Origin of the sequence: Mesorhizobium sp. B2-3-4 (assembly GCF_006442315.1) — a bacterium.
In the GTDB taxonomy this organism is placed as follows: domain Bacteria; phylum Pseudomonadota; class Alphaproteobacteria; order Rhizobiales; family Rhizobiaceae; genus Mesorhizobium.
In genome coordinates this window covers 56,526-69,657 of sequence record NZ_VFVY01000026.1, presented here as the reverse complement: position 1 = coordinate 69,657, position 13,132 = coordinate 56,526, and the positions used below count along the sequence as shown (strand labels likewise).

Genomic DNA, 13,132 nt, shown 5'->3' with positions numbered 1-13,132 from the left:
ATTGGCCGCGCAATGGGGCGGAGCAACTTTTAAGCTTAAAACTTTCGCCTTGAAAAGCGCCCCACTTTGGATAAGCATTCAAAATCGATGCCGACTGTTGGGCGGGAGGTTTTCCCGACAGTCCGTCGCGGTGCTCCGGGTGGGAGGGGTTTCGGTCCTTTGTCGTTTGTGCTGCCCCATTCATCGTCCAGCGTGCGCCATGCTTTCGACGGCGTGTGCACCCCGATCCGCGACCCGCATATCGACACCATCGGCAATTTCGGCGTGACCGCGCATAACGCAGCGAACAGATCGCTGCCGCACTCAAACCTATGGTCGCCATCATGAATTGACGCCCCGCTGGGAGGCGGGACGGCAAGAAACCGTGCGGGGCAGCCCGCCCGATCAACAACCAGAGGGGACACCCCAGAGGGAACCACAGATGAAGCTCAACCGTCGCAATCTCATCCTGCTCGCAGCCGCGGTCGGCATCGCCGCGGGACCGGCAACAGCCTATGCCGCCGATGTGCTCAATGTCGGCGCCTACCCGACCAACCCGCCCTTCGAATACAAGAACGAGAGCGGCACCTTCGAGGGTTTCGAGGTCGACATCGTCAACGAAGCGGCCAAGCGCGTCGGCATGACCACCGATATCGCCGACCTCGGCTTCCAGGCGCTGTTCGCCGCCACCACCTCGAAGCGCATCGACGTCGCCATCTCCTCGATCACCATCACGCCGGAGCGGCTGAAGTCGCAGTCCTTCACCCAGCCCTATTACGATTCCGACATGGGCATCGCCACCAAGTCCGACAGCCCGATCAACGCCGAGGCCGACCTCAAGGGCAAGGTCGTCGGCGTGCTGTCCGGCTCGACCGGGGAGACCTGGGTCAAGGCGCATCAGGAAGCCGACGGCTTCAGCGACGTGAAGGGCTACGACACCCAGCAGAACCTGCTGCTCGACCTTAGCGCTGGCCGTGTCGACGCCGCCGTCAGCGACATTCCCGGCATGGAGTATTCCTTCACCAAGATGAAGGACCTGAAGGTCAAACAGCGCATCAAGACCGGCGAACAGTACGGGCTGATGATGACCAAGGACCATCCGCTGCTCGGCAAGCTCAACGACGCGCTGACGGCAATGAAGAAGGACGGCACGCTGGCCGCAATCCACAAGAAGTGGTTCGGCAGCGACGCACCTGCCGATTCCTCGACCGTCAAGGAAATGCCGCTGCCCAAGGCCTGAGCGGCAATGTGCTGAAACCGTGCCGGCTTTCCAGGCCGGCACGGTTTATTTCAAGCCAGCGCCGAGCTTCGCGCAGACCATGTCGCCATTGGCGACCGGTTCCACCTCGAGCATTCTTGCTCCGGCGTCAGATGACGCAACACCGTTCGGGAATGCCGCGATGTCGCTGATCGACACTTTCTTCAACGCCGACGTCATCGCGTCGAGCCTGCCGGCGCTGCTGCGCGGCTTCCTGAACACGCTGCTGCTCGGCCTGCTCAGCATCGGCATCGGCATTCCGGTCGGCCTGGTGATCAGCCTGCTGCGGCTCTATGCGCCGAAGCCCGTGCGCTGGCTGGCGGTCGGCTACACCGACATCTTCCGCGCCTTGCCGGTGCTGGTGGTGCTGATCCTGATCTACTATGCGCTGCCCTTCCTCGGCATCCGCCTGTCGTCCTGGGCATCGGCGGTGACCGCCTTCGCCATCATCATGTCCGCCTATTCGGCGGAAGTGTTCCGTTCCGGCATAGAGAGCATTCCGCGCGGTCAGTTCGAGGCCGCGCATGCGTTGGGCCTGCCGTTCCTGCTCACCTTGCGCAAGGTGGTGCTGCCGCAGGCGGTGCGCGTCGTCATCCCGCCGATGACCAGCAATTGCGTCTCGATGTTCAAGGACACTTCGCTGGCCTCCACCGTGGCGCTGCCTGAATTGTTGAAGGAGGCAACCAACGCGCAGTCGCTCTACGCCAACCCCTCGCCGCTGATCGGCGCGGCGCTGGTCTACCTGATCTTCCTTTGGCCAATGGTCCGGCTGGTCAGCCTGCTGGAGCGCCGCTTCCAGACCGAGAAGACGCGCTGACCTTGCCTACCGATCCCCACCCGTCAAACTCTTCGCAGGAGCATAGTCCGTGAACACGCACCAGACCGACACCACGAACGCCGCCGCGTTCCCCGTCGAAAAACTCCGGGCCATGTTCCCTGCCCTGCAGCGGGCCGGCGATTTCATCTTCATGGACAATGCCGCCGGCGCGCAGATTCCGCAAAGCGTGCTCGACGCGGTGACCAACCATCTGGTCTCGCACAATGTCCAGCGCGGCGGCCGCTATGGGCGCAGCGTCACCGTCGACCAGTCGGTCGCCGATGCACGCACAAGCGTTGCGCTGCTGATCAACGCCTACAGCCCGGCGGAAATCTGCTTCGGCATGAACGCCACCTCGTTCATCCGCCTGGTCAGCCTCGGCATCGGCCAGATGCTGGGAGAACGCGACGAGATCGTCATCACCGACATGGACCATGATGCCAACATCGCCACCTGGCTGGCGCTGGAATCAGCCGGCGCGAAGTTCAAATGGTGGCGCATGCGCGAGGACGGCAACCTGCATGTCGACGACCTCAAGCCGCTGGTCTCGGAACGGACACGCCTGATCGCCTGCACGGTAACGGCGCATTCGATCGGCTCGATCGTGGATGTGGCATCCGTCGCTGATATCGCGCATGCCGCCGGCGCCGAAGTGTTTCTCGACTGCGTGCATTACGGACCGCACGGGCTGATCGACGTGCAGGCATGGGGCTGCGACTATCTCGTCTGCTCCGGCTACAAGAATTTCTCGCCGCATATGGGCTTTCTGTGGGGCCGCTTCGAGACGCTGAAGCGGCTGCCGACCTTCCGCGAGGATTTCATCCCCGACGAGCCGCCCTACAAGGTCGAGGCTGGAACCTTCATCTACGAGAACGTGTCGGGCATGGATGCCGCCGTGCAGTATCTGGAGCTGATCGGCCGCAATCTGGCGCCCTCCAACAACCGCTCGCGGCGCGAGAACATCGTCGCCGGCATGGGCGCCATCCGAGACTATGAGTTGCTGCTGGCGCGCGAGATGATGGGCGTGCTGAAGGGCTGCGGGGCGACCATCTACGGTGTCGCCGACGAGGCCCGCATCAACGAGCGCGTGCCGACCTTCTGCTTCAACATCGGCAAATTGTCACCGCAGCGGATCGTCGAGGAAATGGCCGAGATGCAGATCGGCATCCGCGACGGCCACATGTATGCGCCACGGCTAATGAAGCGCCTCAACCTGTCGATGGACAGCGGCGCCATCCGCGCCTCGCTGGTGCATTACAACACGGTCGCGGAGGTCCGGAAGTTCGGCGAGGCGTTGCGGGCTGTTATCGCCAAGCTGTCGTAGACGGAGGCAATTTCTGCCCGGCCGTTCGCAAAAATGGGTCGGGCCGAGCCATCTCGGTAGCGTTTCCCCGAGACCTTCCTTTGGCGCGCACCGCTATCACCAAACCTGGCGTCGTCCTCGGGCTTGTCCCGAGGACCTACTGTCCTATGCCCGTATGGCGGATTTTCTTGATAGGCTGACAGATCCTCGGGACAAGCCCGACGATGGCGGCGCCAGGTGGGGAGGTAACCGCGCGTTAAGCCCGGCGAGAACGACCATGGAAAGCCTGTCAAGCCGCCTTCTTCTTCGCCAGCCTCGCCTTGATGCTTGCCACGTCCGCGCGCGGCGTGGCGGCGAACAGTGTCCTGGTGTAGCTGTGCTTGGGGTCCGAGAAGACCTCGTCGCGTGAGCCGTATTCGACCGCTTCGCCGAAATACATCACCATCACGTCGTCGGCGATGTAGCGCACGACGGAAAGATCGTGGCTGATGAAGACATAGGTCAGCTGGAACTCGTCCTGCAGGTCGGCGAGCAGGTTGAGCACCTGCGCCTGCACCGACAGGTCGAGCGCCGAGACCGGCTCGTCGAGCACCAAGAGGCTCGGGTTCAGCATCAGCGCGCGGGCAATGGCGATGCGCTGGCGCTGGCCGCCGGAGAACATGTGCGGATAGCGGTTGTAGTGTTCGTGACCGAGGCCGACCTTCTTCAGCATCTTCATGGCGAGGTCGCGCCGCTCTGCGGCCGGCTTGTCGGTGTTGATCAAAAGCGGCTCGCCCAGCACGTCGCCGATCTTCTGGCGCGGATTGAGCGACCCGTAAGGGTTCTGGAAGACGATCTGCACCTTGCGGCGCATCTCCCTGGCCAGACCGCCCCGGGCGATGTCGACCTTGTTGCCGTCGATGAACAAGTCACCCGATGTCGCGGGATCGATCAAGGTGATGATGCGGGCGAGCGTGGACTTGCCGCAGCCGCTCTCGCCGACGATGGCGAGCGTCTTGCCCTTGTCCACTTTGAAGGAGACGCCCTTGACCGCATGCACGGTGCGCGGGCCGGTGAACAGGCCGCCGCCGATGTGATAGTCGCGAACGATGTTCTTGCCTTCGAGGACCGTGGTGCTCATGCCGAGGCTCCCGCGCCGGCTTTGTTGCCAGCCGAGGGAGCCGGCTCGAACAGCATGTCGGAAACGGTCGGCAGGCGGTCGCCGACGGCGTTCTCCGGCAGCGCCGACAACAGGGCGCGCGTGTAATTGCTCTTGGGCGATTCAAACAGCGACAGCACGTCGGCCTCTTCCATCTTGCGGCCCTTGTACTGGACGATGACGCGGTCGGCGGTCTCTGCCACGACGCCCATATTGTGGGTGATCATGATCAGGCCCATGCCGTATTTGGCCTGCAGCGAGACCAGGAGATCGAGGATCTGCTTCTGGATGGTGACGTCGAGCGCGGTGGTCGGCTCGTCGGCGATCAGGAGCTTCGGATTGCAGGCAATGGCGATAGCGATCATCACGCGCTGGCACTGGCCGCCAGACATCTGGTGCGGAAACGAGCTCAGCCGGTCTTCCGGATCGGCGATGCCGACCAGCTTCATAAGTTCGATGGCGCGGGCCCGGCGCTGGGCGCGGTCCATGCCCATGTGGAAGCGCAGCACTTCCTCGATCTGGAAACCGACGGTAAAGCACGGGTTGAGGCTGGCGATCGGCTCCTGGAAGATCATCGAGATGTCCTTGCCGACGATCTTGCGGCGTTCGGACGGGCTGAGCTTCAAGAGATCGACGCCGTCGAAGGCCATGCGGTCGGCCTTGACGGTCGCGGTGTTGGGCAACAGCCCCATCACCGCCAGCATCGACACCGACTTGCCGGAACCGGACTCGCCGACGATCGCCAGCACCTCGCGCGGCTCGATCGAAAGGTCGATGCCTTGCACGGCCATGAACGGCCCGGCGGCGGTGTCGAAGGAAACGGTGAGGTTCTTGATCTCGAGCAGGGACATGCTCACGACCTCTTCAGCTTGGGGTCGAGCGCATCGCGCAGGCCGTCGCCGATCAGGTTGATGGCAAAGACGGTGATCAGGATGGCGAGACCGGGGAAGGTCACCACCCACCAGGCGCGCAGGATGAACTCGCGCGCCTCGGCAAGCATGGTACCCCACTCCGGCGTCGGCGGCTGCGCGCCCATGCCGAGGAAGCCCAATGCGGCTGCCTCGAGAATGGCGTTGGAAAAGGACAGCGTCGCCTGCACGATCAGCGGCGCGATGCAGTTGGGCAGGATGGTGACCAGCATCAGCCTGAGGTGGCTGGCGCCGGCGACCTTGGCCGACACGACATATTCGCGGTTCTTCTCCGCCATCACGGCGGCGCGGGTGAGGCGGGCGAAGTGCGGCTGCAGCACGAAGGCGATGGCGATCATGGCGTTGACGAGGCCGGGGCCGAGCACCGCGACCAGCACCAGCGCGAGCAGCAGGGACGGGAAGGCCAGGATGATGTCCATGATGCGCATGATCAGCGTGTCGACCCAGCCGCGGCAGTAACCCGCGAGCAGGCCGAGGATGACACCGGAGACCAGCGCCGTGGTGACGACGACGAAGCCGATGGCGAGCGAGAAGCGCGAACCGTAGATCAGGCGCGACAGCATATCGCGGCCGACGGCGTCGGTGCCGAGCAGGAACTGCGCGTTGCCGCCTTCCTGCCAGGCTGGCGGCGTCAGGAAGAAATCGCGGAACTGGTCATCGGGCGAGTGCGGTGCGAGCAGCGGCGCGAAGATGGCGACCAGGATCAGCAGCGCGAAGACGAAGAGGCCTATCACCGCGCCCTTGTTGATCGAGAAATAATGCCAGAACTCGGCGAACATCTGCAGCCGCGCGTCCTGCGGCTTGACGACGGTCGCGGCTTCGACGGTGGCTGGGCCTTCATTGGTCATGTCAATTCGCCCGGATACGCGGGTTGATGACGGCGTAGAGCACGTCGACGATAAGGTTCACCGACATGACGATCAGCGCGATCAAAAGCAACCCGCCCTGCACGGTGAAATAGTCGCGCTTGGAAATGGCGTCGATCATCCATTTGCCGATGCCGGGCCATGAAAAGATGCTCTCGGTCAGGATGGCGCCGGTGAGCAGCGTGCCGACCTGCAGGCCGATGGTGGTGACGACCGGGATCAGCGCGTTGCGGAAGGCATGCAGGCCGATGACGCGGCGTGGCGCGAGGCCCTTGGCGCGCGCGGTGCGGACATAGTCCTCGCCCAGCACTTCGAGCATGGCCGAGCGCGTCTGCCTGGCGATGACCGCCAGCGGAATCGTGCCAAGCACGATGGTCGGCAAAATGAGATGCGACACCGCCGAGCGGAAGGCGCCCTTCTGCCCCGAAATCAGGGAATCGATGGTCATGAAGCCGGTCACGGGCTTGAAGAAGTAAAGAAGATCGATGCGGCCTGAAACCGGCGTCCAGTGCAGCGTGCCGGAGAAAACGATGATCAGCAGCAGCCCCCACCAGAAGATCGGCATGGAATAGCCGGCGAGCGCGGTGCCCATGGTCAGCTGATCGAACCAGGAGCCACGGCGGATGGCAGCGAAGATGCCGAAGGCGACACCGAAGATGACCGCGAAGATCATGGCGAAGATGGCGAGTTCGACCGTTGCCGGGAACCGTACCAGGAAATCCTTGAGCACTGGCGTCTTGGTGGAAAACGAGGTGCCGAAATCGCCGCTGAGGATGTTGGTCAGATAGGCCAGATATTGCTGCCAGATCGGCAGGTCGAAACCGAACTGGTGCATCAGCGCCGCATGGCGTTCGGGCGACAGGCCACGTTCGCCCGCGAGCACCAGCACCGGATCACCGGGCAGGATGCGCACGAAGCCGAAAGCGAGGATGGTTATCCCGATGAAGGTCGGGATGATGAGGGCGAGCTTGCCGAGGATATAACGCAGCATGGCGGGCGAGGTGGGGCGGCACCGAAATGGCGCCGCCCCGTTTCGCGAACCTTATTCGGCGATATCGACGCCGTCAAAGCGATGGATGCCGAGCGGATCCATCGCAAAGCCGGAGACGGTCTTCTGCATCGGCATGAACACCTTGGAGTGGGCGAGCGTCGCCCACGGTGCCTGCTCCTTGAAGATGACCTGCGCCTGTTCGTAGAGCTTGGTGCGCTCGGCCTGGTCGGAAACCGTCTTGGCCTTGTTGATGAGCGCGTCGAAGTCCTTGTTGCACCATTCCGCACGGTTGTTCGAACCGACGGAAGCGCAGCTCAAGAGCACGCCGAGGAAATTGTCCGGATCGCCATTGTCGCCGGTCCAGCCGACGATGACGGCGCCGTCGTGATCGACCGCCGAAGCGCGCTTGAGGTATTCACCCCAATCGTAGCTGACGATGTTGACGGTGACGCCGACCTTGGCGAAGTCGGCCTGGATGAGCTCGGCGGTGCGGCGCGCGTTCGGCATGTAGGGACGCGACACCGGCATGGCCCAGACGTTCATCTTGAGGTCCTTGACGCCGGCCTCTTCAAGCATCTTCTTGGCCGCGTCCGGATCGTACGGATCGTCCTTCACGTCCTTGTTGTAGGACCACATGGTCGGCGGGATCGGGTTGATCGCCACCTGACCGGCGCCCTGGAACACGGCGTCGATGATGGCCTTCTTGTTGATGGCCATGTTGAGCGCCTTGCGCACGCGCACGTCGTCGAACGGCTTCTGCTGGGTGTTGTACATCAGCGCGCCGACGTTGAGGCCTTCCTGCTCCGCGACCGTCAGGTTCGGATCAGCCTGCAGGCCGGCGATGTCGGCCGGTGCCGGGTAGGACATGATGTTGCATTCGCCGGCCTTAAGCTTCTGCGCGCGCACCGCCGGATCGGTGGTGATGGCGAAGACCAGATCGTCGATCTTCTGCTTGCCGCCCCAATAGTCGGGGTTGGCCTTGTAGCGGATGGCGGCGTCGGTCTGGTAGTCGACGAAGATGAACGGGCCGGTGCCGACGGGCTTCTGGTTGAAGAGTTCAGGCGTCTTGTCGGCCTGCAGCTTATCGGCATATTCCTTGGAAACGATCGAGGCGAAATCCATGCCCAGCGTCGGAATGAAGGTGATCGCCGGTTCCTTGAGGGTGAACTTCACGGTCAGGTCGTCGACCTTCTCGACCTTGGTGATGTTGTCGCCGAACTGGTCATTGTAATACTGATAGGCAATGCCCGGTATGTACTGGAACCAGGGGCCGTTCTTGTCTACCTGGCGCTCGAAGGAGAACACCACGTCGTCGGCGTTCAGATCGCGCGTCGGGGTGAAGTAGTCGGTGGGCGCGAACTTGACGCCCTTGCGCAGCTTGAAAGTATATTCCTTGCCGTCGTCCGAAATGGTCCAGCTGTCAGCCAGGCCGGGCGACACGGAAGTCTTGCCGTGATCGAATTCGACAAGGCGGTTGAAAACGGTACGCGAGGACGCATCGAAGGTCTGGCCCGCGGTGTACGGCGCCGGGTCGAAACCTTCCGGCGACGCTTCAGCGCAATAAACCAGAGTTTTCGCGTTGGCCACGCCTCCCAGGACGCTTGCAGCCAGCAACGCGGCTGCAAAAGTCAATTTCTTCTTCATTGAGCACTCCCTGATGTTCTTCCAAGCCCCTCTATCAGGCTCGCGAAGCGCGCATATAAGCACCGTTTTTCCGGCTTTGGAACACCCCGTTTGCTTACCCCGCGGGAAGCAGGAAAAAAATCCGCGATTTTGTTAAATGGAAGAAAAAATTAGCAGTTTTTTCCATTCACGAGATTATTAACGACCGCATTTTTTTATTGATCAGCCATTCCACGACATGCGCTCCGTTTCCGCCCCGCCGCCGATCGAGGGGTTGCGGGATACCGGTCGCAAGCGCCGCCGACGGGAAAGATTTTCGGCGGCAAATCTTTCGGCGACTTGCCGCAGGGGCAAGACTTGCACCGCCGCCGATAGAGGCAATACATAGATGCACAGGCTGGCGGCGACGGAGGGCGTCTCGGGCAATGCGGGACGAGCGCGGCACGGGCCAAGAAGAACAGGCGAACAAGAATTGCTAGGGAGGAACGGGTGGCAAAAGCATCGAAGACGCCGGTGAAAGCATCGGCCAAGGCGGGCTCGAAACCAGCCGGCGCCGATGGACAGGGCAAGGCCGCAGGCAAGGCCGTGAGCGCAAAGGCGGCGGCCGCCGGGAAAGCCCCCCCGGCAAAGGCCGCGACCACGCCAAAGGCCGCCACCAAGCCGGCAGCCAAGGCCGCGCCGGCAAAGGCGCCCGCGGCCAAGGCTGGAGCGACCAAGGTTGGAGCAGCCAAGGCCGGAGCGGCCAGGACGGCCGCGACAAAGAGCCCGCCGCCAGCCAAGACAGCACCAGCGCCGAAGCCGGCGACGGCGGCCAGCCAGCGGCTGCCGAAGGCGCTCACCGAACTTGCCGCCGGCCTGCCCGAAAAGCCGTGGCTCAACAGCTATCCCAAGAACATGCCGGCCGAGATCGGCGCCCTTCCCTACAATTCGATCGGCGACTTCCTCGTCGGCGCCTGCAAGCAGTTCTCCGGCCAGCCGGCTTTCACCTGCATGGGCAAGTCAATCATCTACAGCGAACTCGAACAGCTTTCGGCTGACTTCGGCGCCTATCTGCAGTCGACCGGATTGCAGAAGGGCGCGCGCGTCGCCCTGATGATGCCGAACGTGCTGCAATATCCGGTGGCGATGATGGCGGTGGCGCGCGCCGGTTACGTCGTGGTCAACATCAATCCGCTCTACACGCCGCGCGAACTGGAGCACCAGCTCAAGGATTCCGGCGCGCAGGCCATCGTCATCCTCGAAAACTTCGCCAACACCTTGCAGGCGGTGATCGCCAGGACCTCGGTCAAGCAGGTCGTGGTGGCCGCGATGGGCGACCTGCTCGGCGGCTTGAAGGGGACGATCGTCAATCTGGTCGTGCGCCGCGTCAAGAAGATGGTGCCGGCCTGGTCATTGCCCGGCCACGTCAAGTTCAATGCGGCTCTCAAGGCTGGCCGCGGCATGACTTTCAAGCCGGCCACGGTGGCGGCCAGCGATGTCGCCTTTCTGCAATATACGGGCGGCACCACCGGCATCTCGAAAGGTGCGACCCTGCTGCACAGCAACGTGCTGGCCAATGTCGAGCAGAATTCGCTGTGGCTGCAGGACGCCTACACGGTCAAGCCGAAACCCGCGCATCTCAACCTCGTCTGCGCGCTGCCGCTCTACCACATCTTCGCGCTGACGGTGAACGCGCTGATGGGCATGCAGATGGGCGGCCAGAACATACTGATCCCCAATCCCCGCGACATTCCGGGCTTCGTCAAGGAGATGGGCAAGTATCCGATCCATATCTTTCCGGGCCTCAACACGCTGTTCAACGCGCTGCTCAACAATGAGGATTTCCGCAAGCTCGACTTCAAGCCGCTGCTCCTGACCCTGGGCGGCGGCATGGCGGTGCAGAAGGGCGTCGCCGAGCGCTGGAAGGCGCTGACGGGCTGCCCGGTCAGCGAAGGCTATGGCCTTTCGGAGACCTCGCCGGTGGCGACGGCCAACAAGTTCAGTTCCGGCGAGTTCACCGGCACGATCGGCCTGCCGCTGCCTTCGACACAGATCGCCATCCGCGACGACGACGGCAACAACGTGCCGCTGGGCGAAGTCGGCGAAATCTGCATCAGGGGACCGCAGGTGATGGCCGGCTACTGGAACCGGCCCGACGAGACCGCCAAGGTGATGACCAAGGACGGTTTCTTCAAGTCGGGCGACATGGGCTTCATGGACGATCGCGGCTTCACCAAGATCGTCGACCGCAAGAAGGACATGATCCTCGTCTCCGGCTTCAACGTCTATCCGACCGAACTCGAGGAGGTCGTGGCGCTGCATCCGGGCGTGCTCGAAGTGGCCGCGATCGGCGTGCCGGACGAGCATTCCGGCGAAGTGCCGAAACTGTTCATCGTCAAGAAGGATCCGGCCCTGACGGCGGAAGCCATCACCGCCTATTGCCGCGAGAACCTGACCGGCTACAAGCGGCCGAAATTCATCGAGTTCAGGACCGAATTGCCGAAGACACCGGTCGGCAAGATCCTGCGGCGGGCGTTGCGGGAATAGTGGCTGACAACCCGGCCGGTATCGAAGCGCCGGGCCGAAGCCTCGACCCGGCTGATTTCATCAAGGCGAATTTGCGCCTGGCTGCTGTGCGCGCGGTTCCCGAAATCCAGCTCTACACGCCGCATCCCGGCAGCGGGCTGAGGCGGCTCGTCGGCCCGCACGACGATATCGACGAGGCCGAGCCGCAACCGCCCTACTGGGCCTATGCCTGGGCCGGCGGCGCGGTGCTGGCGCGCCATGTTCTCGACCATCCGCAAAGCGTGGCAGGACGCCGCGTGTTCGACCTCGGCGCCGGCTCGGGCCTGGTCGGCATCGCCGCCGCCAGGGCCGGCGCTGCAGAAGTGATCGCCGCCGAGATCGACCGCAACGGCATCGCCGCCATCGGCCTCAACGCCGCCGCCAACGGCGTCGAGATCACCATCATCGGCAAGGATATCACCAAAGGCCCGCCACCGCCCGTCGACCTCGTGCTGGCGGGCGACGTGTTCTACTCCAGCGAGGTTGCCTTGCGGGTCATCCCGTTCCTCGATCGCTGCCTGGCATCAGGCATCGAAGTGCTGGTCGGCGACCCCCGCCGCAACGATCTGCCGCTGTCGCGGCTGCGATTGATCGCTGAATATGAGGTGCCGGATTTTGGGGACGGGATGCGGGGTGCGAGCAGGGCGAGCGGGGTGTTTGGGTTTGGGGTGGAGCGGCCGGAACTGCCGCCACGGCACTTGTCCTCGTAACCGTACTTATCGGCATCGCGCCACCTTGGCCATCAGCCATAGTTCAAGTGACTGCGGTTTCCCATTTGGTCGTTTTGGTACTTGTCTATCAACTCTCGGTTAATGCAGGTAGGAAGTCGGTAAATCGCGCCATGGTGACGGGAGCCGTTATCCTGGTCTTCAGCGCATTAGCCTACATGTCGCTGTTCTCGCTTCTGGCTTACAACCACGGAGTACGCGGCTTTTTCTGTACATCTTCTGCCACAGAAGTTTACGGCGATAGCTGCCCTCTGCTTGCTCAGGCAGATGTCGATGAGGCTCGGCGACCTGATGATTTTTGGACTCCTCTTGGACTGCTGCTCGGACGCATGTGCTTGTTGGGTGCGTGGATAGGCACCTTCGCCGCCATAGTGTGGCTGATGGGAACGTTCGTGGCCTTCCAACGAACGCTTCGGATTCGTCGCCCAGCAAGCTGACGCATTTGCCTGCACGGAAGCAGACCATGCCCGCCTCGTTGACGGATGGACGACTGCGATCGGTCTGCATCCAGAAGAATATAGGCCTCACTCACTTCGGCGCACAAAAGCGCCGATGATCTATAAGGCGAAGGGCAACATCCGAGCTATCCAGATACTCTTCGGTCACTTTAAGATCGAGAACACAGTGGGTATCTTGGCATCGACGTAGGGGACGCGCTCCTCTTGGCCGAGTGAACCGAAATCTGACGTTGAGCGGCGGCCCCGTCCAACGCGGGTGGCCGCTTCGATCCATGGAAATATGCCGGCAGTGTCAGCAATGGGGTGGATTGCTGCCCGACGGCTTCTGGGCGGCGGAATTTGGAAAGCGGCCATTCAGGTGGTCGCTGCGCTTCAACCGGGACGCGTGCTATCTGCCACCTAGAGTGGCGCCAAGAGTTGCCTGCTACGCCCGAATTTCCTTGCGGCCCAAGCGGGGGTATAAAACCCCTTCTCGACATGCGAGTACGGTTTGACCTG

At 62.8% G+C, this 13,132-nt stretch carries 10 protein-coding genes and 1 pseudogene; 6 read left to right on the top strand and 5 right to left on the bottom strand.

Annotated features, from left to right (window positions below):
* Window positions 1-421: 421 nt before the first annotated feature.
* From FJ967_RS29730 to FJ967_RS29720, 3 genes are all read left to right on the top strand, one after another.
* Window positions 422-1,219 (top strand): ABC transporter substrate-binding protein, encoded by a 798-nt coding sequence (locus tag FJ967_RS29730; protein WP_140735876.1) that lies wholly within the window; start codon window positions 422-424, stop codon window positions 1,217-1,219.
* A 160-nt stretch (window positions 1,220-1,379) separates the two neighbouring features.
* Window positions 1,380-2,054 (top strand): amino acid ABC transporter permease, encoded by a 675-nt coding sequence (locus tag FJ967_RS29725; RefSeq protein WP_140735875.1) that lies wholly within the window; start codon window positions 1,380-1,382, stop codon window positions 2,052-2,054.
* Window positions 2,055-2,103: 49 nt separating this feature from the next.
* Window positions 2,104-3,378, top strand: a complete 1,275-nt coding sequence (locus tag FJ967_RS29720) for a cysteine desulfurase-like protein (protein ID WP_140735874.1) — start codon at window positions 2,104-2,106, stop codon at window positions 3,376-3,378.
* 268 nt (window positions 3,379-3,646) lie between these two features.
* Here the strand turns inward: FJ967_RS29720 and FJ967_RS29715 are convergent, their stop codons facing one another.
* From FJ967_RS29715 to FJ967_RS29695, 5 genes are all read right to left on the bottom strand, one after another.
* The gene (locus FJ967_RS29715; protein WP_140735873.1) at window positions 3,647-4,477 is read right to left on the bottom strand and encodes a dipeptide ABC transporter ATP-binding protein; all 831 of its coding nucleotides are present in this window, start codon (window positions 4,475-4,477) and stop codon (window positions 3,647-3,649) included.
* Window positions 4,474-5,346, bottom strand: a complete 873-nt coding sequence (locus FJ967_RS29710; protein ID WP_140735911.1) for an ABC transporter ATP-binding protein — start codon at window positions 5,344-5,346, stop codon at window positions 4,474-4,476. The genes FJ967_RS29715 and FJ967_RS29710 overlap by 4 nt, the downstream gene beginning before the upstream one ends.
* 2 nt (window positions 5,347-5,348) lie before the next feature.
* Entirely contained in the window at window positions 5,349-6,203 is an 855-nt protein-coding gene (locus tag FJ967_RS29705; protein ID WP_181176195.1) for an ABC transporter permease subunit, read from the bottom strand.
* Window positions 6,204-6,273: 70 nt separating this feature from the next.
* Entirely contained in the window at window positions 6,274-7,281 is a 1,008-nt protein-coding gene (locus tag FJ967_RS29700) for an ABC transporter permease subunit (protein ID WP_140735871.1), read from the bottom strand.
* Window positions 7,282-7,332: 51 nt separating this feature from the next.
* Window positions 7,333-8,925: an ABC transporter substrate-binding protein gene (locus tag FJ967_RS29695; protein WP_140735870.1), complete on the bottom strand. Its 1,593-nt coding sequence runs from the start codon at window positions 8,923-8,925 to the stop codon at window positions 7,333-7,335.
* 468 nt (window positions 8,926-9,393) lie between these two features.
* On the opposite strand from FJ967_RS29695, the gene FJ967_RS29690 reads away from it, so the two are divergent.
* From FJ967_RS29690 to FJ967_RS33835, 3 genes and pseudogenes are all read left to right on the top strand, one after another.
* Window positions 9,394-11,430, top strand: a complete 2,037-nt coding sequence (locus FJ967_RS29690; RefSeq protein ID WP_140735869.1) for a long-chain fatty acid--CoA ligase — start codon at window positions 9,394-9,396, stop codon at window positions 11,428-11,430.
* Window positions 11,430-12,158 carry a 50S ribosomal protein L11 methyltransferase gene (locus FJ967_RS29685; RefSeq protein ID WP_246675434.1) on the top strand — a complete coding sequence of 243 codons (729 nt, stop codon included), beginning with the start codon at window positions 11,430-11,432 and terminating at the stop codon, window positions 12,156-12,158. Before FJ967_RS29690 ends, FJ967_RS29685 begins: the two co-directional genes overlap by 1 nt.
* A 480-nt stretch (window positions 12,159-12,638) precedes the next feature.
* Window positions 12,639-12,850 (top strand): annotated as a pseudogene (locus tag FJ967_RS33835) (tyrosine-type recombinase/integrase); the annotation flags it as partial.
* Between the last annotated feature and the right edge of the window lie 282 nt (window positions 12,851-13,132).

Coding starts and splice junctions, on each gene's coding strand:
- FJ967_RS29730 (WP_140735876.1), top strand. CDS start 422: ATGAAGCTCAACCGTCGCAATCTCATCCTGCTCGCAGCCGCGGTCGGC.
- FJ967_RS29725 (WP_140735875.1), top strand. CDS start 1,380: ATGTCGCTGATCGACACTTTCTTCAACGCCGACGTCATCGCGTCGAGC.
- FJ967_RS29715 (WP_140735873.1), bottom strand. CDS start 4,477: ATGAGCACCACGGTCCTCGAAGGCAAGAACATCGTTCGCGACTATCAC.
- FJ967_RS29710 (WP_140735911.1), bottom strand. CDS start 5,346: ATGTCCCTGCTCGAGATCAAGAACCTCACCGTTTCCTTCGACACCGCC.
- FJ967_RS29705 (WP_181176195.1), bottom strand. CDS start 6,203: ATGTTCGCCGAGTTCTGGCATTATTTCTCGATCAACAAGGGCGCGGTG.
- FJ967_RS29700 (WP_140735871.1), bottom strand. CDS start 7,281: ATGCTGCGTTATATCCTCGGCAAGCTCGCCCTCATCATCCCGACCTTC.
- FJ967_RS29695 (WP_140735870.1), bottom strand. CDS start 8,925: ATGAAGAAGAAATTGACTTTTGCAGCCGCGTTGCTGGCTGCAAGCGTC.